The sequence below is a fragment of the Nocardia amamiensis genome (genome assembly GCF_015477605.1).
Taxonomy (GTDB): Bacteria; Actinomycetota; Actinomycetes; order Mycobacteriales; family Mycobacteriaceae; genus Nocardia; species Nocardia amamiensis_A.
This window is the reverse complement of the sequence record NZ_JADLQX010000011.1, coordinates 92,985-112,173: the sequence shown is the minus strand read 5'-3', so window position 1 is coordinate 112,173 and position 19,189 is coordinate 92,985. Positions and strand designations below refer to the sequence as shown.

Below are 19,189 nucleotides of genomic sequence, written 5' to 3'. Positions count from 1 at the left end.
ACGCCCCGATCGCAATGATCGGTTCGGCGTGGTCCCTGCCGTTCGCGGTGCAGGCCGAGCATGATGGGAACCGTGCCGGAGAATCCGAAGATGTCCGACCTCAAGCCGCGCAGCCGCGACGTCACCGACGGCCTGGAGAGGGCGGCGGCCCGCGGGATGCTGCGCGCGGTCGGCATGGGCGACGCGGATTGGGAGAAGCCGCAGATCGGGGTGGCCTCGTCGTGGAACGAGATCACCCCGTGCAATCTCTCGCTCGACCGGCTCGCCAGGGGCTGCAAGGACGGCGTGTTCTCCGGCGGCGGATTTCCCATGCAGTTCGGCACCATCTCGGTGTCCGACGGCATCTCCATGGGTCATGAGGGGATGCACTTCTCCCTGGTCTCGCGCGAGGTGATCGCCGACAGCGTCGAGACGGTGATGCAGGCCGAGCGCCTGGACGGTGCGGTGCTGCTGGCCGGCTGCGACAAGTCGCTGCCCGGGATGCTGATGGCGGCGGCCCGGCTGAACCTGGCGAGCGTCTTCCTGTACGCGGGCTCGATCCTGCCCGGTATCGCGAAACTGTCCGACGGCAGCGAGCGCGAGGTGACGATCATCGACGCGTTCGAGGCGGTCGGCGCCTGCGCGCGCGGCCTGATGAGCCGCGACGATGTGGACGCCATCGAGCGAGCCATCTGTCCGGGCGAGGGGGCCTGCGGCGGGATGTATACCGCCAACACCATGGCAAGTGCGGCCGAGGCGCTCGGCATGTCGTTGCCGGGCAGCGCGGCGCCGCCCGCGACCGACCGCCGCCGCGACGGCTACGCCCGGCGCAGCGGCGAGGCGGTGGTGGAATTGATCCGGCGGGGGATCACCCCGTCCGACATTCTCACCAAGCCTGCCTTCGAGAACGCGATCGCGGTCGTGATGGCATTCGGCGGTTCCACCAATGCGGTTCTGCACCTGCTGGCGATCGCGCACGAGGCGAACGTCGACTTGACGATCGACGATTTCGCCCGCATCGGTCGCCAGGTGCCGCACCTGGCCGACGTCAAGCCTTTCGGCAGGCACGTGATGACCGACGTGGACCGGATCGGCGGCGTGCCGGTGCTGATGAAGACGCTGCTCGACGCCGGATTGCTGCACGGCGACTGCCTGACCGTGACCGGCCGGACGGTCGCGGAGAACCTGGCCGACATCACCCCGCCGGATCCCGACGGCAAGGTGATCCGGGCCATGACGTCGCCGATGCACCCGACCGGCGGCATCACCATTCTCAGGGGTTCACTCGCGCCCGATGGCGCCGTCGTCAAGTCTGCGGGCTTCGAATTCGACGTCTTCGCCGGCACCGCACGGGTTTTCGACGGCGAGCGGGCCGCGATGGATGCCCTCGAAGACGGGACGATCTCGGCGGGAGACGTGGTGGTCATCCGGTACGAGGGCCCGAAGGGCGGCCCCGGCATGCGTGAGATGCTGGCCATCACCGCGGCCATCAAAGGCGCGGGCCTCGGCAAAGACGTTCTGCTCCTCACCGACGGACGGTTCTCCGGCGGCACCACCGGTCTGTGCGTCGGCCACGTCGCCCCGGAAGCGGTCGACGGCGGCCCGATCGCGTTCGTCCGCGACGGCGACCCCGTTCGCCTCGACGTCGCGTCGGCCACCCTCGACCTCCTCGTCGACCCCGAAGAACTCACCCGCCGCCAGGAGGGCTGGAAACCCTTGCCGCCCCGCTACACCCGCGGCGTCCTGGCGAAATACACCAAGCTGGTGGGCTCGGCCTCGATCGGAGCGGTCTGCGACTGAGGGCACGACATCCCGGAAACGGCTGCGGGCTCACTACTTCTTTTCGGTCACACCTCGCGCCGCATCGTCTTCCAGCCGCCACCGGAGATTGCGCAGCGCTGTCCGGGCGCGCATGGTCATCACCCGGCGGGCTATGGGAAAGATGGTCCAGCGTGGTAGCGACCTCTTGTTCCGGCTGAACATGCGCCAATGGACTTCGCAGGCATCTGGTCCAGCGTCGAGGAACTCGATCTCCATCCGGGGCTGCAGCAAGGGCAGTTCTCCCTCGGTGACAAGCCGCCGGGATGGAGTGGCCTCCGCGACCCGGATCAGCACTTGCCGCCTCCCCCGCAGCGGCACCGCCACGGTCTCCAGGTAGAGCTTGCCGGATTCCGCGAACGGCAGCTCGTCGTGCGACACGACGCTGAGCACGCCGGGAAACCACTCGGCGAAATTCTCCAGATCGGCCGCGTAGGCAAAGGTCTTTTCGCGCGAGCACCGCACGATGGCTTCAGCGCTGGCAAGCAGGAACATCCCGGCCTCCTTCAAGGAATTGGTGGCCGAAGGCTAAGGTGTAGAGCCAGGTTTACAGTCAAGCGGGAACGTCATGCAGATCAGGGAGTTGGAGGCGCGGACCGGCGTAGGCCGGCACGCCTTGCGCTACTACGAACGCCTGGGACTGCTGGGGGAGGTGCAGCGCACCCGGAGCAACTATCGGGAGTATCCCGAATCCGTGGTCAGAGAGGTCGGCCTGCTGCGGAGCATGCAGTCATTGGGTTTCTCGCTGTCCGAAATTCGGCAAGTATTGGACGGACTGCGTGCCAGCGACCTCGACTGCCTGGATGGTGCCCGCCTGCTAGCTGAGAAACGCACCCGCGTGGAGGAACAGATCAGCGACTTGCGGCAACTCAGCCGATTACTGGCGCAAGAGCAGAAACACTTGGAGGACAGGGCAAATCGCCACGGCAAGCGTTCGGGATGAACTCGGTATGCGACCTCGGACCGGCGCCGCACTGCGCGGACCCGAGCTGAACGTGCATCCAGCAGAGCTTTGAGTGAACTGCGTGAAGCGGTCTCGATCTACCGACGCCTCGGAGCCGCCGAACTGCCGGACGCTGTCGGGTAACTGCGCGAACTCGAGAACGGACTGCGCGGCTAGCCTCAGCGGAAGGTTCCGAAGCGGTGCTGATGTGCGGGCATTTCCGCTCCGTCGGTCGTCCGGACTATGCGGCGAAGCGGTGCGGTGTCGGCTGCGGAACCCGCGAGGCCGGCGAGCCGCCGGGCTCCGAGGATTTCCTCGATCGCTTCGGGTGTGAGCAATCCGAGTTCGATCGCGATCTCGGCGACCGATTGCCCGGTTTGCAGTGCCTGTTTGGCGATGCGGGCGCTGGCCGCGTACCCGATGTAGGGGGTCAGAGCCGTCACGATGCCGACGGAGCGCCGGACGCCCTGCTCGAGATGGTCGCGATTGGGGGTGATGCCCGCGACACACTTGGTCGCCAAGGTGTCGGCCGCGGCGGTCAGATGCGTGGTCGTGCGCAGCATGCCGTAGGCGATGATCGGTTCGAACGCGTTGAGCTGGAGCTGCCCGGCCTCGGCGGCCATGGTCACGGTCAGGTCGGTGCCGATGGCCTCGAAGGCGACCTGGTTGACGATCTCCGGAATGACCGGATTGACCTTCCCCGGCATGATCGATGACCCGGCCTGGACCGGCGGCAGATTGATCTCGCCTAATCCCGTGGTGGGACCGGACGACATCAACCGCAGGTCATTGCACGTCTTGGACAGTTTGACCGCGACCCGCTTGAGGATGCCGGAGACCTGAACGAAGGCGCCGCAATCCTGGGTGGCCTCGATCAGGTTGGCCGCAGGTGTGACCAGTTCGCCGGTGAGCTCGGCGAGGTGGGCGCAGGCCAGCGCGGGGTAACTGGGATGACCGTTGATTCCGGTGCCGATCGCGGTGCCGCCGAGGTTGCTTTCGCACAGCAGGGCGATGCCCTCCTCGAGCCGTTCGCAGTCCTCGCGCACCATCACCGCGAAGGTGCCGAATTCCTGTCCGAGCGTCATGGGTACGGCGTCTTGCAGCTGGGTGCGACCCATTTTGATGACGTCGGCGAATTCGTCCGCTTTGGCGCTGAACGCGTCCGCGAGCCGCCGCAGCGCCGCGACGAGTTCCCGGATGTGCCGCACGACGGCGAGCCGGACGGCCGTCGGGTACACGTCGTTGGTGGATTGGCCGAGGTTGACGTGGTCGAGCGGGTCCAGTTCGGTGTAGGTCCCGCGGTCGTGGCCGAGCAGCTCCAGCGCCCGGTTGGCGATGACCTCGTTGGCGTTCATGTTCGTCGAGGTTCCCGCGCCGCCTTGGATCGGGTCGATCGGAAACTGGTCGTGCAGCGCGCCGGCCGTGATCTCGGCGCAGGCCGATTCGATCGCGTCGGCGCGGCGAGCGTCGAGGATGCCCAGTTCTCGATTGGCGCGGCAGGCGGCCTGCTTGACCGTGGCGAGCGCGGCGACGAGCGCGGGGTATCGCCCGATGCTGTCGCCGGTGATGGCAAAATTGTCCAGCGCGCGTGCGGTGTGGATGCCCCAGTAGGCGTCGCCGGGCACAGTGCGGGTACCGAGCGAGTCGCGTTCGGTTCGGGTGCTGTCGGTCATCATCGGCTCCGGGCGGTCAGGGCGTCTTCGTGGACAGGTACCAGGGGCGGCGTGGCAGGATTCGACAGCTCGCCGAGCATGTTGGTCGTCATCCAGTCCCGCAGTTGCCCGCCGGAGAGCCCGAGGTCGACGAGGTAGGCCAGTTTGGCGAGCGCCGCCTCCCTGGTCATGTCGCCCCCGCTGATCACCCCCGCCTCCAGTAGTGCGCGTCCGGGCAGGTAGCGCTCGAGATCGACCGAACCGCTGGCACATTGGGTGATCACGACGACCGGGGTTCCGCGCCGCGTCGCTATCCGGATCGTCTCCATTACGTCGGCTCCGTGCGGCATCGTGCCCGAGCCGTAGCATTCGAGGACTATTCCGCCGGGATACTGCCGAATCGCGGCGCTGAGCAGGTCGGCGTGCAGACCGGGAAAGACAGTGAGCATCCCCACCGGAAGGCGGGTTGCGGTGCTGTGTCGTCGCGGTAGCAATGCCGGAGGGGACGGGGGCGGCGTGAATTCCCGGACGGTGGTGAAGGCGTCGTACTCATCGGATGCGCGTTTGCTTGCCCGCACAGCGGGATGCAAAGCGGATCCGAAACCGATGTAGGTTCCCGGCCCGGGTTGGGTGGCAATCGAATCCAGTGCGAGATGCAGGTTTCGTTCCGCATCGCTGCCGGGATGTCCGAGGGGTATCTGGGCACCGGTCAGCACCACCGGGACAGCGACATCACGCACTTCGAAGGCTATGCGGGCGCCGATGTAGGCCATGGTGTCGGTTCCGTGGATCACGACGACACCGTCCGGGCGCTCGGATTCGATGCGGTATCGCACCCACTCCGCTATCCGGAAGGCGGTGCCCGAGTCGGCGGCGGCGCTGTCGATGACGCGGTCGAATTCGGCGTATCGCAACTCGACCGACCGGCCCACCTCCTCGTATCGCGCGATGAGGTCGGCGATCTCGGCACCGATTCCCGAACGCGGTCCCATACCGGCCCCGTGGTCGGCCATTCCGAAAGTGCCGCCGGTGTAGAGGACCTGGACCCGCGATGCCGCGTGGGGATGTGCTGTTGCGCGAGTGCTCATGCGCCGCGTGCTCCCTCGGCGGTCGCGTCCGGCTGATCCGTCGGGGCGAGCACGTCCGGATCGAGACGGCCCCTGATCCGGAACCATCCCGCGACCATGGCCGCGACGACGACGGTGAACACCGCGAGCGTGATCCGCCCGATCTCGTCGTCGAAGAACATCAGCGCGACGACACCGGCCAGGAAGACGAGGGTCAGGATGTTCAGCACCGGAGCGAACGGCAGCCGGAAGGCCGGTCGGCGGTACTCGCCCCGCTGGGACTTCCGCACGAATATCCAGTGACAGATCATGATCGAAGCCCAGGTCCCGACGATGCCGAGCCCGGCAAGGTTCAGCACGATCTCGAATGCCCTCTCGGGCACGAGGAGATTCAGCACCACACCGGCGATGCCCACCGAACTGGTGATCAGGATTCCGCCGTATGGAACGCCATTGCGATTCATCCGGGCGGCGAAGCGTGGCGCCGCCCCGGCCACGGCCATCGACCGCAGGGTGCGACCGGTCGCGTACAGACCCGCGTTCAGGCTCGACATCGCGGCGGTGAGCACGACCAGGTTCATGACATCGCCCGCGTGCGGGATCCCGATGGAGCTCATCACGGTGACGAACGGGCTCTCGCTGGGGGAGTACGCCGTCCACGGCAGCAACAGCGTGAACAGGACCACCGAGCCGGCGTAGAACAGGATGATCCGCCACATGATGGAGTTGACGGCCTTTGGAACAACCGCGCCGGGGTTGTCGGATTCACCGGCGGCCACGCCGATCATCTCCGTCCCGCCGAACGCGAACACCACGCCGAGCGCGATGGTGAGCATCGGAGCGAGACCGTGCGGGAAGAATCCACCGTTGTCGGTGATTGTGGAGAAGCCGGGGACATTGCCGTCGACCGGTGTGCCGGTGACGAGGAACACCACGGCCAGCAGCATGAAGGCGACGATCGTGCCGACCTTGATCAGCGCGAACCAGAACTCGAACTCGCCGAACAGCCGCACCGACACGACATTGAGCCCGACCACGACCGCCAGCGCGATCAGCGCGAGAACCCACTGCGGTATCGGTACGAACGGCGACCAGAAATGCGCGTACAGCGCCACGGCGGTGATGTCGGCGACCAGGGTGGTGGACCAATTCAGGAAGTACAGCCAGCCGACGGAATAGGTCCCGCGCTCGCCGAGGAATTCGCGGGCGTAGGAGACGAACGCGCCGGAGGACGGCCGGTACATCACCAGCTCTCCGAGCGCGCGCACGACCACGAACGTGAAGATGCCGCAGACGATGTAGACGATGGCCAGCGACGGCCCGGCTAGCGCCATGCGGCCGCTGGCCCCGAGGAAGAGCCCGGTGCCGATGGAGCCGCCGATCGCGATCATCTGCATATGGCGCTTGCGCAGCTGCTTCTGATAGCCGACGTCGCCGATATCGAGCTTCGCTGCTGGTGGCTGCGTGGCTGGCCGGGCCGACAGTTCGTCGTGGTGCGTCATGGAAACCTTCCTTGGGCCGAATCCAGCCTGCGTGGCAGCGCGCTCAACAGGGCGAGGTGGAGCATGGCTGCCATGCGGTCAGGCTGTAAGACAGGTTGACCGTAATACAGGTCACATTCGCTGTCAACGCCCGGATGCCATGAATACTCGCTGGACCGAGCGTTTTGACGCCTTATCGGCAGATCTCCATACTTGGTCACGTGACAGTCGAAGAAGGCCGGGTGCATCGCATCGGCGCCACGGAAGCGGTCTTTCGTCGGCTGAAGGACCTGATCCAAAGCGGCGAATACGCGGTAGGCGACCGCTTGCCCGCCGAGCTCGCCTTGGCCCAGCAGTTCGGCGTCAGCCGCCCGGTGGTCCGCGAGGCGCTGCACGCCTGCGCGACCCTCGGCCTCACTGAAACCCATACGGGCCGGGGAACTTTCGTCGTCTCCACGAAGGAGAGCCCGCAACTGACGTTCGCCGGTGTCGACGCCGGAGATCTGATCGAGGCTCGCCAGCTCATCGAGATCCCCACCGCGGGGTTCGCGGCGCAACGCCGCACGCCAGACCAGCTGCGGCGGCTTTTCGAGCTACTCGGCAAACTCGCGGCAGCCACCGACGCCCGCGAGTGGGTCCGCTACGACGGCGAGTTGCACACCGCGATCGCGGCGGCCAGCGGAAACAAAATGCTGACCGCCGTGGTCGCCGATACCCGCCGCGCGCTGGACCCGCAGTCGGAATTCCTCAATCTGACCCAGGACCGCCGCGCCGACTCCGATCGGGAACACGAGGCCATAGTCCGGGCCATCGAGGCGGGCTCGCCCGAGGCCGCGCGGCAAGCGATGGCCGAACACCTGGAGCGAGTAGCGGAGACGATAGCCCGGATCGGCGAGTAGTCGCGGCAGTTCCTACTGCTTCGCAGCCCGGATGATCAGATCGCTGACCGCATCGGGCCGGGACACCGAGACCGCATGCGAGGCGGAGAGCTCGACAGTGTGGGCGCCGGCGCGTTCGGCCATGAACCGTTGCGCCTGGACCGGGATGTTCGTGTCCTCGGTGGTGACCAACGCGAACGCCGGGACATTCCGCCACGCCGTCGCGCTCGCCGGTTGCTGCAGCGCGTCGAGGGCGACCGGTCGCTGGGTCGCGGCCATCAGCTCCGCGGTGGCGGCGGACACGTCGGCGGCGAATTGCTGATGGAATTCCTCTTGCCGGATGTAGAGCTCGGTACCGGTGCCTCCGTCGGTGAGCGGGTAGGACGCGGGCCGGGTGGTCGGCCCAAGTGTGGACCCGGGGAACTTGTCGGTCAGTTGCAGTGCGCTTTCGCCCTCGTCGGGGATGAACGCGGCAATGTAAACGAGGGCGTTGACGTTGGATTTCGCCGCTGCCGCGACAGTGATGACACTCCCGCCGTAGGAATGCCCCACCAGGACGCACGGTCCTTCGATGCCGTCGAGGACCGACGCGACGTAGGCGGCGTCGCTGTCGAGGCCGCGCAGCGGGTTGGCCGCGGAGATCACGGGATACCCTTGGGCGCGTAGCCGTTCGACGACTCCGTTCCAGCTGGACGAGTCGGCGAAGGCGCCGTGGACCAGCACGATGGTCGGCGCGGCGGCGGAATCGGTGCTCACGAGTGTGGCTCCTTCGAATTCGGTGATCGGTACGGATCGAGGTCGAGTCAGGCCGGATACAGTGCGGCTCGCAGCGTCGCGACGGCTTGCGCCACAGCGGCTTCGGCCGCGTGGGTGCCGTGCAACGAGTTGACCATCACGAAGTCGTGGACGATCCCGCCGTAGCGCACCTGGGTGACCGGGACGCCCGCGGCGCGCAGCTTGCCCGCGAAGGCTTCACCCTCGTCGCGCAGCACGTCGGCTTCGGCCGTGATGACCAGCGCGGGCGGGAGCCCGGCCAGCTGCTCGGTGGTTGCCCGCAACGGCGACGCGGTGATCTGCGCGCGCTCTTCCGGGTTGGTGGTATACTGGTCCCAGAACCACTTCATGCCGTCGCGAGTGAGGAAGTATCCTTCGGCGAACTGGTGGTAAGAGCCGGTATCGAAGTTGGCATCGGTCACCGGATAGAACAGCACCTGCTGGACGAACGAGACATCTCCGCGCTCCTTCGCCATCAGCGTCAACGCGATGGCCATGTTGCCGCCGACCGAGTCGCCCGCGATGGCGATCCGGGACGAGTCGAGGCCTTTCTCCGCGCCATTGCTGGTGACCCACTGGACGACCCGGTAGGACTGCTCGTTGGCCACCGGGTAGCGCACCTCCGGCGACCGGTCGTATTCGGGAAACACCACGGCCGCGTGCGCGCCGACGGCGAGATCGCGGACCAGACGGTCGTGGGTGTGCGCATCGCCGAACACCCATCCCGCGCCGTGGGTGTAGACGATCACCGGCAGTGTTCCGGTGACGCCCCGCGGCTTGACGATCCTGGCCCGCACCGATCCGGTCGGCCCGCCCTCGACGGTGATCCACTCCTCGTCGATGTCCGGCTTGAAGATCGGCGAGTCCTGGACCGCGTCCACGGCCTTGCGTCCTTCTTCGGGTGGCAGCTGGTAGAGGAACGGCGGCTGTGCGGTCGCGTCGACGAACTCCTGCGCCGCCTGCTCGAGCGAGATACCGAGCGGGTTTCCTGACATGTTGGTGCCTTTCTCGTAACCGGAAGGGGGAAGTGATGGTGAAAGATGCAGATGCTCAGATGGATTGGGCGATGGCCCCGGTGATCACGGCCGCGACCTCGTCGGGGTGGGTCTGCATCACCAGGTGCGGTCGGCGCTGGACACGATGCCCCAGCCGGGCTTCGTCTTCCATGCGGCCGCAGAGGCGGGCTCATTGAACGCGATCGCCGACAAGGGCCGCTGCGAGACCGCGAGGACCTTACTTGCCACGAAGGACATCCCATTCCTTTCTGCCGCGGTAGGCGGGCGCTGCTGTGCCTGAGACAGTTTCGGCCGGACAGTCCGCGCCGCGCCCCTCACCACGGGCCGCAAAAGCCTCCGATCAGGACACGGCGCGCTCGATCGCCGGGTCCATCGCGGCGGCCGAACCGGTGGATCGGAAGCGCTGCTGGTACTTTCGCGGCGAAATCCCCAGCCGCGCCACGAAGGCGCGGCGCAGCGCCTCGCTGCTGCCGTACCCAGCGGCCATCGCGGCCTCGGTCACGCCGTATCCGGCGTGCAGCATGTCCCTGGCCATGCCGAACCGGATGAAGGCGACGTATTCCGCGGGGGACCGTTCGAGTTCGGCGCGGAACAGCCGGGTGAGATGACGGACGCTGACCCGGGCGTGAGCGGCCAGGGTCTGAACCGTGTGCGGGAATGCCGGGTCCGCGCAGATCAGATCCACCACCCCGCGGACCAGGGGACTGCGCGGCGCCGGTCCGCGCAGCGAGGCCGAGAACTGCGACTGCCCGCCCGCGCGCTGCATGTAGACAACCAGCGACTGCGCCACCCGCCGGGCGACGTCGGCACCGTGGTCCTCCTCGACCAGTGCGAGCGCCAGATCGACACCCGCGGCCACGCCGGCCGAGCTGTAGAGATTGCCCTCGCGCACGAAGATCGCGTCCGGCTCCACGTCGATCGCGGGAAACCGCCGCGCGAGATCGGTCGCGAATTTCCAATGGGTGGTCGCGCGTCTGCCGTCGAACAGCCCCAGATCGGCCAGCACGAAGGCGCCGCTGCAGATCGATGCCAGGCGCCGCGTAGCGCAGGACAGATGCCGTGCCGCCGCCAGAACCTCGGGGGTCACGAACTTCGTGGGGTGAAGTTCGCTGCCGGGAATCACCACCGTATCGAAGCGGCCCGCGTCGACGGCGGCGCAGCTGACCGCGACCCGCGCGCCGATCGAGGTCTGGGCGTCCGCGCCGTCGGCCGAGACCAGCACCACTTCGTAACCCGCCACCGACTGGTTCGCCTCGACGAACACCTCCGCGGGACCGGCGAAGTCGAGCATCTTGACGCCGTCGAAGACCAGGATGCCCACCCGCCTGCGGGGCTGATCGCGGTATTTGGAAGACATGTCCACCATTATTGTGGAGGCACGCCTCCATAACAAGTGATGTGTGTGACCTCGCAGGCCGATTGGTACGGTGAGGGCCATGGGACGGCCGCGACGGTTCGACGAATCGGACTTGCTCGACGCCGCGACCGAGCTGTTCTGGTCGAAGGGTTTCGACAGCACATCGGTAGAAGATGTCTCGCTCGCGACCGGCGTCGGGAACGGCAGCATCTACGCTGCCTACGGCAGTAAGCGCGGCCTTTTTCTCGCGGCGTTCGAACGCTACTGCGAGCGGCGTGCCCGCCTCGTTCGCGAGGCCATCGGGTCGACCTCGGGTTCGGCACGTTCCGCGGTCCGTGCGTTGTTCCAGGCGATCATCGACGACTGCGCCGCCCATCCGGACCGGCGGGGCTGCCTGATGATCAACAGTATCGCCCACCTCGGCACCCGCATTCCCGAAGTGGCGATTATCGGCACGCGCACCACCACGGCGATGGAACAGGGCGTCGCCGACGGGCTGCGTCCTGCCATGCGTCACGCGGGCGATGTCGACGAAGCCGCCCTGTCGGCTGTGAGCGCCAACATCGTGGTGGTCACTCAAGGCCTGATCCAACTGAGCCGCTTGGGGATTCCGTCGAAGCGGCTGCATGAGATCGCCGATGTCTCCAGCGACGCCCTGCCGTCGTCTTGGGCCGATCAGCTCGTCCACTGACCGGTCCCGGGAATCGATCGGCGACGGTTCCTGAAATGGACTTCAGGCGACTTCAGGCTGCCTTCAGCCACACCCTGCGACGGTGATGACCGACTTCGAGACGACGACTCCCGCAGGAGGTTTCACCATGGATGCCATTTTCGGTCGCGCGCTGGCGGTCGCGGCAGTATCGACGCTGGCGATCACCGGCATCACCGCCGGAACAGCCGGCGCCACTCCTCAGCCCCTCGACAGCGGAATCGTCAATTACACCGCTACCACTTCGGCGGAGAGCGTGGTCGTCGACATCGACTCGGGTTCGATGGAGGTCGAGAACGGGGTGTTCGAAGTCAAAGCAGCCAACGGCACCGTACTCGCGGGTACCCCGCTGGAGTTCCGGGTCGATGATTTCGTCTTCCCCATCGCCGCGGACATTCAGGGCCGAACCGCCACGCTGACACCGCAATTCGACCTCGAGCACGCGGTATACCAGCCGGTCGCGCTGCCGTTCGAAGACCAGGCGCTGTGGCGAACGCCGTACGAGCGCGAAGTCGCCGCCTTCACTCGATTGAAGGACACTGTCGCGACCGGGGCGGCGATCGGGACTACCGTCGGCGGCATCGGCGGCGGCATCGTCGGCTGTGTACTCGGCGGGATCGCGGGCGCGACCATCGCCGCCGCGACCATCGTCGGCATGTTCGGGCCGTTCATCCCCGCCGCCGCCGTCGGTTGCCTGGGCGGAATCCTCGCCGTTGGCGCACTCGGCACGCTCGCAGGCCAACTCTTCGTCACGGCCCCGGTCGCCATCGCCGCCCTGGCTCAGTACTTCACCACGATCAACGAGCCGTTCACTCCGGCGCCCAGGTAGGGGTTCGTCGTCGCGAGCGCCGACGGAAAAGCGCTCAATGTCATGAAGCGCCAGGACATATCGCAGGGTCCTGGCGCTTCATCGGCGAGATTTCGACGCCGACCTGCGGAGTTTCCGCGACCTGGCACGGGTCTGGCCGCCCGTTTGCGCCGCGGTCGCCAGCGGCGACGGCGGCCGGCCCGGTGGCCGAGCAGCATCGATTACTCGCGCGACGCGAGCGGCGGCCTAACGGTCGGTTGTGGTGCCGAGGCTGCCCACGATCAGGTCGGTCAGCGCGGTGATCGCGTCGGTGGTGGTTGCCCGCCCCAGATTCAACTCCGCGGCGATCGCCTCCGCCGCACCGAGCACGCCGACACAACGCAGCCGAAGAGCCTCGGCGGTGAGGCCGGAGTGCGGCAGCAGGGCGGCGGCCATCAAGTCCGTGTAGCTGTCGAGCATCTCGTGCTGGATCGCCTCCATTTCCGGATTGCCTTTCAGCGCAGCGGAAACGGCGTTGAACTCCGGCATGTCGGTGGCGCAGGCGAAGTATGCGGTGCTCATGACGCGAGCGATCTCGTCCGGGGTGGGTGCGGCGTCCCGCAACGCCTGCGTGGTCGCGGCGCGGTGCCGTTCGTCGAGTCGTCGGTAGAGCGCGAGAAGCAGGCCGGGGCGTGTGCCGAAGTGGTCGTAGACGATGGGCCTGCTCACCCCGGCGGCCTCCGCGAGGGTGGGCAGGGTCAGTCCGTCGGCGCCCTCACTGCGCACGATCGCGATGGCGGTGTCGAGCAATTGCTCCCGCCTGGCCTGCTTGGACAGACGGGTCGGTGTGGTGGTCATGGTCCTCCCTTGCGCTGCCGTCTCAGTTTAGCTACAAAGTGTAAGTTACAAAATGTAGCTATCTGCGGCGTGAGAGGAAGTCCAATGGAGCAGTCGAAATCGGTTCTGATCATGGGTGGTTCGGGTCAGGCAGGCGCGGGCGCCGCTACTCTCCTGCGGCGGTGGTATCCGGCGCTGCCGCTGACCATCGCGGGTCGCGATCTCGATCGCGCGCAGCGTGTCGCCGACGAGCTCGGCGCCGCGAATGCCGTCACCATCGACCTGAAGCGCAGCGATCTAGGTCTCCCGCCCCGCACCGAGTACTCGGCGGTCGTCGCGGCACTGTGGGACGACCGCAGGCACGGCCTGCGCTTCGCGCAGCACCGCGGATTGCCCTACCTCAGCATCTCCAGCGGTCTGATCGATATCGCACCGGAAGTCGTCGCGGGCGCCCAACGGGCTGATGCCGCACCAATTCTGGTGGCCAGTCACTATCTCGCCGGTCTCGTCGTCCTCGCCGCACTGGACTGGGTCCGGGAATTCGACCGGATCGACACCATCCGTATCGGCGCCCTCCTGGACGAATCGGACACCGGTGGGCCTGCCGGGATAGCGGATCTGCAACGTTGGTCGGCGGTCACCTCGGCGGGATTGGTGCGCCGTGACGGCGTCTTCACCTGGGTCGCCGGCCCAGACGCCCAGGCGGATGTGTCCGGTCTCGACGGCGTCGTCCTGCCCGGCCAGAGCATCGCCGTCCTCGATGTGCCGAGCCTGGCCCTCGCGACGGGCGCACCGAACGTCCGCTTCGACTTCGCGGTCGGCGAATCCCCGGGCAGGCGACGCGGCGAACCCGCTTCCATGGAGGTGCGGATCGACTTGGACGGAGTAGGTCCGGCGGGTGCACCGCTGCGCACGAGCCGTTACCTCGTCCACCCGGCGGGGCAGCGTCCCTTGACCGCGCTCGGTGTCGCCCTCGGGGTCGAACGATTGCTCGGCCTGCGCGGCGAAGCCGTGCCGCCGGGTATCCACACGCCCGAGGCCTTGCTCGACCCCGCCTACGCGGTTGAGCGGATGCTAGAGATCGGCACCGTCTTCCAAGTGGTTTGAGCAATCTCCACGCCATGCGCCGAGTCAGATGAGGGTGCCGATATCGCGGGCGACGATATTGTCCAGTGCCCGTTCGGCGACCGCCGCGATGGTCATCGAGGGGTTGCAGGCGGCGGTGTTGCCGGGCAGCAGGCGGCGGCCGTAAAGGGTACGACGCGGTCCAGCTCGGAGAGGTGGCACGCCGGGCTCGCGTCTCACTGGCCACGATCTACAGCCGGTTCGCCACTCGCGACGAGTTGATCGTCGCTGCCGTCGAGCGCTGGATGGCCCCGCACGGTTACGCGGCTCTGGAGCGGCCACCGGCTGCGAAACCCTGCGCGACGGACTGATGCGCATCTTGCGATACGTGTTCGAGTCGTGGGAGCGCAATCCGAGAATGCTCCAGGCATATCACCGTGCACGCACCGGTCCGGGCGGACAGCGATTGGACGCGCAGGGCATCAGCGAGATCCTGCCGGTCGCCGCCGCGCTGGTCGACGGCGCGGATCGGTCCTACATCGAGGACATCGGACTGATCCTGTCCAACCTGGCCTACGCGTTGATCGGGCGGTTCGTCGACCGGAACATCGAGATCACCGATATCCTGCCGACCCTCGAACGGGCCGTTTTCCGGCTGACCAGCGACAACGAAATTGCTGCTGCCGCGGGAGTCGCCGGCGGAAATCCGCGGCATGACGCGTCGCCGGTCACCGTGGACCCCTCTTTCGCCGGGCCCTTCGACGCAACAGCGGATGAGCGCGGACACGCCCCGTAGCCGTGCATTCGGAGCTTCAATTGTCCATAATCTCCTGAATACAGATTTTGATGTATCATCTGGGATGTGGAGATGGTGTTGCACAGTGACGCGCTGGCCCGTTTCGGGCACGCGCTGTCGGACCCGACCCGTACGCAGATCCTGTTGAACCTGCGCCGGGCGCCGGGATATCCGTCGGATCTCGCCGAGCGGATCGGAGTGTCGCGCCAGATTCTGTCCAACCACCTGGCGTGCCTACGCGGATGCGGGTTGGTCGTCGCGGTGCCCGAAGGGCGCCGTAGCCGTTACGAGCTGGCCGACGCGCGGATCGGGCGCGCGTTGGAGGATCTGCTCGGGCTCGTACTGGCCGTGGATCCGGCGTGCTGCCCGGACGCCGAGACCCAAGAGTGCTGCTGATGGCATCGCTCGGAATGCCGTCGCTGCCGCCGATCGCGGGGCCCATGTCGGCTCGGCGGGCGGTGCTGGCCCGGCGGATCCGCTGGCTGGTCGCGGCGACGATCTCCTACAACGTGATCGAGGCGGTCATCGCGCTCACCGAGGGCACGCGGGTGTCCTCCGCGGCGTTGATCGGGTTCGGCCTGGATTCGGTGATCGAGGTTTCCTCGGCGGCGGCGGTGGCCTGGCAGTTCGCCGGCCGCGATCCCGAAGCCAGGGAGAAGATCGCACTGCGGATCATCGCGTTCTCGTTCTTCGCCTTGGCGCTGTATGTCACCGTCGACTCGATCCGCGCCCTGCTCGGCGTCGGAGAAGCCCAGCACTCGACGATCGGGATCGCGCTGGCCGCGGCCAGCCTGGTCATCATGCCGGTGCTGTCGGCCGCGCAGCGCCGGGCCGGACGCGAACTCGGTTCGGCGTCGGCGGTGGCCGATTCCAAGCAAACGTTGTTGTGCACATATCTCTCAGCCGTGCTGCTGGCCGGGTTGCTGTTCAACAGCCTGTTCGGCTGGTCGTGGGCCGACCCGATCGCAGCCCTGGTGATCGCGGTGATCGCGGTCAAGGAAGGTGCCAACGCCTGGCGCGGTGACACCTGCTGCGCAACGCCCACCGCCCTCAGCACGACCAGCGCACCCGGGCATGACTGTGACTGCTGCGACAACCCCGCGAAGAAGGACTCCTGATGGCCCGCATACCTGTCCCCGCGCGCGCTCGCTATCACGAGGAGATGCGGGCCGCGAAGGCCGCGTTCACCGCCGAGCAGCGGTGGGTACACCTCGAACGCGCGCACGTCCTCTCTCAGCCCGATCCGTGGCTGCACACCCGCAACCACGTCGCGATGTTCACCCTGGCCGTGCGGCAACGCGACCGCCGCGAAGCGCTCGGCCAAGTCGTGCGGATCATCGTGGCCGCACCCGGATCACTGTCGGGCCGCTACCCAGAAGGCAACACCGGCCGCGCCGGTGTCGGCCTGCGCCAACGCATGCCGACGCCACCGGACCTCGCCGCGCTGCTTCGATCCGCCGCGGCCTGATCCAACTCCGGTGCCGTCGCCGATGCGGAGGTTGCTGCCATGGCAGGGCCAGATGATCGCGGCGTCATCGATGGAGCCGACGCTTCAGCCCGGGGTGTGGGCACACCGTCGAGAGGGCTCGGGGCGCCGCTCGGCCCGGCCGGAGCCGCAGCTGGTTGCGGGGAGGGAAGTACTGCGGCGGCGAGGAGGGTTCGTCGCGGCACGTCCGGGAGCGGTGGTTACTGTTCGGGCACAGGTATTCCGTTGCTCAGACGGTAATGAGCAGGCCGGTGAGGTACATGATCGCGATCCCGCCGAGGATGCCGCCGATCGTCGCGGGGTGCAGGCGGTTGCCGTCGGTGCGTAGTGAGGGTGCGATCTGCACCACGACTTGTGCGATGGCGCCGACGCCGACCCCGAGCAGTAGCGCGGACAGTTCGGTGTTGTTGATGCTCGCGCCGATGACCGCGCCGAGAATGGCGGGGGCTCCGGCGATCACACCGAGGATCACCAAGGTAGACAGGCGCGGTCGCGCGCGGACCAGGGGTGCGACGATGGCGATGCCTTCGGTGGTGTTGTGCAAGGCGAAGCCGATGACGAGGAAGGCGCCGAGGGCGAGTTCTCCGACGGCATAGGCGGATCCGATGGCCAAGCCCTCACCGAGGTTGTGCAACCCGATCCCGGCGGCGATCATGCTCGCAAGCCGCAGCCCCGACCGGCCCTCGTCGGAGGTTTGGGCGCGTCGAGTGGTGAGGTAGCGGTCGACGGCGGTGAGCACCCCGAACGCGGCCACGGCCCCGAGGATGACGAGCTCGGCCCCGCCGAACGCTCCTGCGCCTCCGGCGAGTTCGAGTCCTTCGAGGCTGCCCTCGACGGCCAGGAACACCAGCAGCCCGACCGTCACCGCGAGCAATACACGCAGCACACTGGGGCCGGCCTGCCGTATCACGGGTAGCAGCAGCATGCCGAGCAGGACAGGGATGACGCCGACATAGGTACCCAGTAGTGCCATCGTGGCGAAGAACCTGGTGCCGGGGCGGGGGGTTTCGACGGCAAGGGGGATCTCGTGTTCGATGACCAGTCCGGTGGACGTAAGCATCGACACCAGATAGGGCTGACCATCGATCCAGGGATAGCGCAGGGTGAGGGTCGCGGTGTCGAGGCGGTCGATCGGTGCTTCGCCGCCGTGCAGGTCGACGTAGGCGTCGTTGACGAACACTTGCGCGATGGTGACCGGATCCGGGCCGGTGTTCCGCACCCTCAACTCGATCTCCCCCGGCCGTAGCACCGTGTGCTCGACGGCGATCTCTTCGACCGGCGGCCCTGTGCGCTCCGGCAGCGCGCGGCTGCCGAGCAGGCCGAGCGCGGCCAGCGCCACCGCGATGAGCAGTGCCGCACCCGCCAAGGACACCCACCCCGGGAGCCGCGAGGACGGTTGTGCTCGAGCTTCGCTCATCGGTCTTCGACCTCGAACAAACCCATCCAGCCGAGTTCGGCGAATTCGGATTTGTGGGCGTGGAACATGAACTTGCCCGGGTGCGGGAACCGCAGTTCGCAAATGCCGCGCTGGCCCTGCGCCTGGACGATGGTGTCGGTGAACTCGGACGGTTCGAGCCGGGTCCCGGTCGGGTAGTAGTCGAAGAAGTTGCCGTGGATGTGGAAGCTGTTGATCGGGTCGTACTCGAGTACGTTCACCAAATAGATCCGCACCAGCTGATCGCGGCGCACCCGCACCGGTTCGTGCATGTAGTGGAACGGAATTCCGTTGACCGCGTACAGCTGGTTGCCCTCGGCGTCGAAGGTGGTGTTGTAGCCGTGCATCACCATCACCAGCTCGTCCGCGGGCGGGCGAGGTTGTTCCGGGTCGACGATGAACGTCCCGTAGAGGCCGCGGGCGATGTGCTCGGCGAGCGGACCGACATGGCAGTGATACAGGTGCAGCCCGAAGGGCGCGGCGTCGAACTCGTAGGTGAACGACTCCCCGGGCTCGATCAATCCGCGTCCGATGCCGGGGATACCGTCCATCTCGGCGGGATGGATGCCGTGGAAATGGACGGTGTGCGGATGTTTCGAGCCGTTGGTGAATTGCACGCGCAGCAGATCCCCCTCGGTGCAGCGCAATGTGGGCCCGGGGACGCGGCCGTTGAACGTCCACGCCGGAAACCGCACTCCCGGCGCCACCTCGAGATCGCTATCGCCGCTGGCGATTTCCCACTCCCGGGCAGTGCGGCCATCCGGCAACCGGGACACCGTGCCGTAGTCGAAATCCCGCAGTACTTCGGTCGGATCGAATCCGTTCGCGTCGTGGTCGACCACCGCTCCTAATCGGAAGGTCGGCCCCTCCACCCCGCCGCCGTGCGCTGCGGGATGCCCGGCCGCGTCCGCGACGGCGACCGTATCCGACCCCGACCGGGTGATCCCGAGCGCCAGGCCCGCGCCACCGGCCAGCGCGCCACCGGCCAGGAACCGGCGACGTGACGGCGACAGCGTCATCGGCAATCACCTACTCGTCTATGCCGCGCCGCTGTGGCAACGTGACCCTCATCACACAGAAAAGTTTGGCATAGCTAACTCTTCTGTTCA

General features: G+C 67.2%; 23 protein-coding genes. 11 read left to right on the top strand and 12 right to left on the bottom strand.

Translation table 11 applies throughout. The annotated features are described in order from the left end of the window. Positions 1 to 90 precede the first annotated feature (90 nt). Positions 91 to 1,779, top strand: coding sequence for a dihydroxy-acid dehydratase (gene ilvD / locus IU459_RS16465; protein ID WP_228838012.1), 1,689 nt, complete (start codon positions 91 to 93; stop codon positions 1,777 to 1,779). A gap of 33 nt (positions 1,780 to 1,812) precedes the next feature. Here ilvD and IU459_RS16460 read toward each other — a convergent pair whose 3' ends face one another. Beyond that, complete coding sequence (locus IU459_RS16460) at positions 1,813 to 2,292, bottom strand: SRPBCC family protein (protein ID WP_195130411.1); 480 nt, start codon at positions 2,290 to 2,292, stop codon at positions 1,813 to 1,815. Positions 2,293 to 2,365: 73 nt separating this feature from the next. Between IU459_RS16460 and IU459_RS16455 the strand changes: the two genes are divergently transcribed. Further along, the gene (locus tag IU459_RS16455; protein WP_195130410.1) at positions 2,366 to 2,740 is read left to right on the top strand and encodes a MerR family transcriptional regulator; all 375 of its coding nucleotides are present in this window, start codon (positions 2,366 to 2,368) and stop codon (positions 2,738 to 2,740) included. Between the two features lie 179 nt (positions 2,741 to 2,919). On the opposite strand, the gene IU459_RS16450 is transcribed toward IU459_RS16455, so the two are convergent. Genes IU459_RS16450 through IU459_RS16440 form a run of 3 tightly spaced genes read right to left on the bottom strand, consistent with a single transcriptional unit; the run spans position 2,920 to position 6,961 of the window. Next, a complete protein-coding gene (locus tag IU459_RS16450) occupies positions 2,920 to 4,413 on the bottom strand; it encodes an aspartate ammonia-lyase (protein ID WP_195130409.1) in 1,494 nt (497 codons plus the stop codon). Next, positions 4,413 to 5,480, bottom strand: a complete 1,068-nt coding sequence (locus tag IU459_RS16445; RefSeq protein WP_195130408.1) for an asparaginase domain-containing protein — start codon at positions 5,478 to 5,480, stop codon at positions 4,413 to 4,415. Before IU459_RS16445 ends, IU459_RS16450 begins: the two co-directional genes overlap by 1 nt. Then, positions 5,477 to 6,961: an amino acid permease gene (locus IU459_RS16440; RefSeq protein WP_195130407.1), complete on the bottom strand. Its 1,485-nt coding sequence runs from the start codon at positions 6,959 to 6,961 to the stop codon at positions 5,477 to 5,479. The genes IU459_RS16445 and IU459_RS16440 overlap by 4 nt, the downstream gene beginning before the upstream one ends. 200 nt (positions 6,962 to 7,161) lie before the next feature. Here IU459_RS16440 and IU459_RS16435 point away from each other — a divergent pair, with 200 nt between their 5' ends. After that, entirely contained in the window at positions 7,162 to 7,839 is a 678-nt protein-coding gene (locus tag IU459_RS16435; protein ID WP_324198898.1) for a FadR/GntR family transcriptional regulator, read from the top strand. A 12-nt stretch (positions 7,840 to 7,851) separates the two neighbouring features. Here IU459_RS16435 and IU459_RS16430 read toward each other — a convergent pair whose 3' ends face one another. From IU459_RS16430 to IU459_RS16415, 4 genes are all read right to left on the bottom strand, one after another. Continuing rightward, complete coding sequence (locus IU459_RS16430) at positions 7,852 to 8,574, bottom strand: alpha/beta fold hydrolase (RefSeq protein WP_324198897.1); 723 nt, start codon at positions 8,572 to 8,574, stop codon at positions 7,852 to 7,854. A gap of 47 nt (positions 8,575 to 8,621) precedes the next feature. Then, on the bottom strand, positions 8,622 to 9,587 hold the full coding sequence (locus IU459_RS16425) for an alpha/beta hydrolase (protein ID WP_195130406.1): 966 nt from the start codon (positions 9,585 to 9,587) through the stop codon (positions 8,622 to 8,624). Between the two features lie 117 nt (positions 9,588 to 9,704). After that, entirely contained in the window at positions 9,705 to 9,836 is a 132-nt protein-coding gene (locus IU459_RS39325) for a hypothetical protein (RefSeq protein ID WP_267469824.1), read from the bottom strand. Positions 9,837 to 9,948: 112 nt separating this feature from the next. Further along, entirely contained in the window at positions 9,949 to 10,965 is a 1,017-nt protein-coding gene (locus tag IU459_RS16415; protein WP_195130405.1) for a GlxA family transcriptional regulator, read from the bottom strand. 112 nt (positions 10,966 to 11,077) lie between these two features. On the opposite strand from IU459_RS16415, the gene IU459_RS16410 reads away from it, so the two are divergent. After that, the gene (locus IU459_RS16410) at positions 11,078 to 11,656 is read left to right on the top strand and encodes a TetR/AcrR family transcriptional regulator (protein ID WP_228838010.1); all 579 of its coding nucleotides are present in this window, start codon (positions 11,078 to 11,080) and stop codon (positions 11,654 to 11,656) included. Positions 11,657 to 11,741: 85 nt separating this feature from the next. Beyond that, positions 11,742 to 12,503 carry a hypothetical protein gene (locus IU459_RS16405; protein WP_440446499.1) on the top strand — a complete coding sequence of 254 codons (762 nt, stop codon included), beginning with the start codon at positions 11,742 to 11,744 and terminating at the stop codon, positions 12,501 to 12,503. A gap of 225 nt (positions 12,504 to 12,728) precedes the next feature. Here the strand turns inward: IU459_RS16405 and IU459_RS16400 are convergent, their stop codons facing one another. Then, the gene (locus IU459_RS16400) at positions 12,729 to 13,319 is read right to left on the bottom strand and encodes a TetR/AcrR family transcriptional regulator (RefSeq protein ID WP_195130403.1); all 591 of its coding nucleotides are present in this window, start codon (positions 13,317 to 13,319) and stop codon (positions 12,729 to 12,731) included. Positions 13,320 to 13,403: 84 nt separating this feature from the next. Here IU459_RS16400 and IU459_RS16395 point away from each other — a divergent pair, with 84 nt between their 5' ends. Then, the gene (locus IU459_RS16395) at positions 13,404 to 14,405 is read left to right on the top strand and encodes a saccharopine dehydrogenase (RefSeq protein WP_195130402.1); all 1,002 of its coding nucleotides are present in this window, start codon (positions 13,404 to 13,406) and stop codon (positions 14,403 to 14,405) included. Positions 14,406 to 14,429: 24 nt separating this feature from the next. Here IU459_RS16395 and IU459_RS38520 read toward each other — a convergent pair whose 3' ends face one another. Then, positions 14,430 to 14,603 (bottom strand): hypothetical protein, encoded by a 174-nt coding sequence (locus IU459_RS38520; protein WP_228838058.1) that lies wholly within the window; start codon positions 14,601 to 14,603, stop codon positions 14,430 to 14,432. On the opposite strand from IU459_RS38520, the gene IU459_RS39680 reads away from it, so the two are divergent. The 5 genes from IU459_RS39680 (at position 14,579) to IU459_RS16375 (ending at position 16,627) form a co-directional block, all read left to right on the top strand. Then, positions 14,579 to 14,734, top strand: coding sequence for a hypothetical protein (locus tag IU459_RS39680; RefSeq protein ID WP_324198896.1), 156 nt, complete (start codon positions 14,579 to 14,581; stop codon positions 14,732 to 14,734). The genes IU459_RS38520 and IU459_RS39680 overlap by 25 nt on opposite strands. Next, entirely contained in the window at positions 14,734 to 15,159 is a 426-nt protein-coding gene (locus IU459_RS38515; RefSeq protein ID WP_228838009.1) for a hypothetical protein, read from the top strand. The genes IU459_RS39680 and IU459_RS38515 overlap by 1 nt, the downstream gene beginning before the upstream one ends. Before the next feature lie 72 nt (positions 15,160 to 15,231). Next, the gene (locus IU459_RS16385) at positions 15,232 to 15,555 is read left to right on the top strand and encodes an ArsR/SmtB family transcription factor (protein ID WP_228838008.1); all 324 of its coding nucleotides are present in this window, start codon (positions 15,232 to 15,234) and stop codon (positions 15,553 to 15,555) included. Then, positions 15,555 to 16,277 (top strand): cation transporter, encoded by a 723-nt coding sequence (locus IU459_RS16380; protein WP_195130400.1) that lies wholly within the window; start codon positions 15,555 to 15,557, stop codon positions 16,275 to 16,277. Before IU459_RS16385 ends, IU459_RS16380 begins: the two co-directional genes overlap by 1 nt. Next, complete coding sequence (locus IU459_RS16375; protein WP_195130399.1) at positions 16,277 to 16,627, top strand: DUF3703 domain-containing protein; 351 nt, start codon at positions 16,277 to 16,279, stop codon at positions 16,625 to 16,627. The genes IU459_RS16380 and IU459_RS16375 overlap by 1 nt, the downstream gene beginning before the upstream one ends. Before the next feature lie 247 nt (positions 16,628 to 16,874). Here IU459_RS16375 and IU459_RS16370 read toward each other — a convergent pair whose 3' ends face one another. Together IU459_RS16370 and IU459_RS16365 are read right to left on the bottom strand one after the other, a co-directional pair. Next, positions 16,875 to 18,062, bottom strand: coding sequence for a ZIP family metal transporter (locus IU459_RS16370; RefSeq protein ID WP_195130398.1), 1,188 nt, complete (start codon positions 18,060 to 18,062; stop codon positions 16,875 to 16,877). Next, complete coding sequence (locus IU459_RS16365) at positions 18,059 to 19,099, bottom strand: multicopper oxidase domain-containing protein (RefSeq protein ID WP_195130397.1); 1,041 nt, start codon at positions 19,097 to 19,099, stop codon at positions 18,059 to 18,061. The genes IU459_RS16370 and IU459_RS16365 overlap by 4 nt, the downstream gene beginning before the upstream one ends. Positions 19,100 to 19,189: the final 90 nt, after the last annotated feature.

What these genes read in the sequence shown, in the direction of transcription:
- ilvD (WP_228838012.1), top strand. Translation starts at nt 91, where the DNA reads ATGTCCGACCTCAAGCCGCGCAGCCGCGACGTCACCGACGGCCTGGAG.
- IU459_RS16460 (WP_195130411.1), bottom strand. Translation starts at nt 2,292, where the DNA reads ATGTTCCTGCTTGCCAGCGCTGAAGCCATCGTGCGGTGCTCGCGCGAA.
- IU459_RS16455 (WP_195130410.1), top strand. Translation starts at nt 2,366, where the DNA reads ATGCAGATCAGGGAGTTGGAGGCGCGGACCGGCGTAGGCCGGCACGCC.
- IU459_RS16450 (WP_195130409.1), bottom strand. Translation starts at nt 4,413, where the DNA reads ATGACCGACAGCACCCGAACCGAACGCGACTCGCTCGGTACCCGCACT.
- IU459_RS16445 (WP_195130408.1), bottom strand. Translation starts at nt 5,480, where the DNA reads ATGAGCACTCGCGCAACAGCACATCCCCACGCGGCATCGCGGGTCCAG.
- IU459_RS16440 (WP_195130407.1), bottom strand. Translation starts at nt 6,961, where the DNA reads ATGACGCACCACGACGAACTGTCGGCCCGGCCAGCCACGCAGCCACCA.
- IU459_RS16425 (WP_195130406.1), bottom strand. Translation starts at nt 9,587, where the DNA reads ATGTCAGGAAACCCGCTCGGTATCTCGCTCGAGCAGGCGGCGCAGGAG.
- IU459_RS16415 (WP_195130405.1), bottom strand. Translation starts at nt 10,965, where the DNA reads ATGTCTTCCAAATACCGCGATCAGCCCCGCAGGCGGGTGGGCATCCTG.
- IU459_RS16405 (WP_440446499.1), top strand. Translation starts at nt 11,742, where the DNA reads ATGACCGACTTCGAGACGACGACTCCCGCAGGAGGTTTCACCATGGAT.
- IU459_RS16400 (WP_195130403.1), bottom strand. Translation starts at nt 13,319, where the DNA reads ATGACCACCACACCGACCCGTCTGTCCAAGCAGGCCAGGCGGGAGCAA.
- IU459_RS16395 (WP_195130402.1), top strand. Translation starts at nt 13,404, where the DNA reads ATGGAGCAGTCGAAATCGGTTCTGATCATGGGTGGTTCGGGTCAGGCA.
- IU459_RS38515 (WP_228838009.1), top strand. Translation starts at nt 14,734, where the DNA reads ATGCGCATCTTGCGATACGTGTTCGAGTCGTGGGAGCGCAATCCGAGA.
- IU459_RS16385 (WP_228838008.1), top strand. Translation starts at nt 15,232, where the DNA reads ATGGTGTTGCACAGTGACGCGCTGGCCCGTTTCGGGCACGCGCTGTCG.
- IU459_RS16380 (WP_195130400.1), top strand. Translation starts at nt 15,555, where the DNA reads ATGGCATCGCTCGGAATGCCGTCGCTGCCGCCGATCGCGGGGCCCATG.
- IU459_RS16375 (WP_195130399.1), top strand. Translation starts at nt 16,277, where the DNA reads ATGGCCCGCATACCTGTCCCCGCGCGCGCTCGCTATCACGAGGAGATG.
- IU459_RS16370 (WP_195130398.1), bottom strand. Translation starts at nt 18,062, where the DNA reads ATGAGCGAAGCTCGAGCACAACCGTCCTCGCGGCTCCCGGGGTGGGTG.
- IU459_RS16365 (WP_195130397.1), bottom strand. Translation starts at nt 19,099, where the DNA reads ATGACGCTGTCGCCGTCACGTCGCCGGTTCCTGGCCGGTGGCGCGCTG.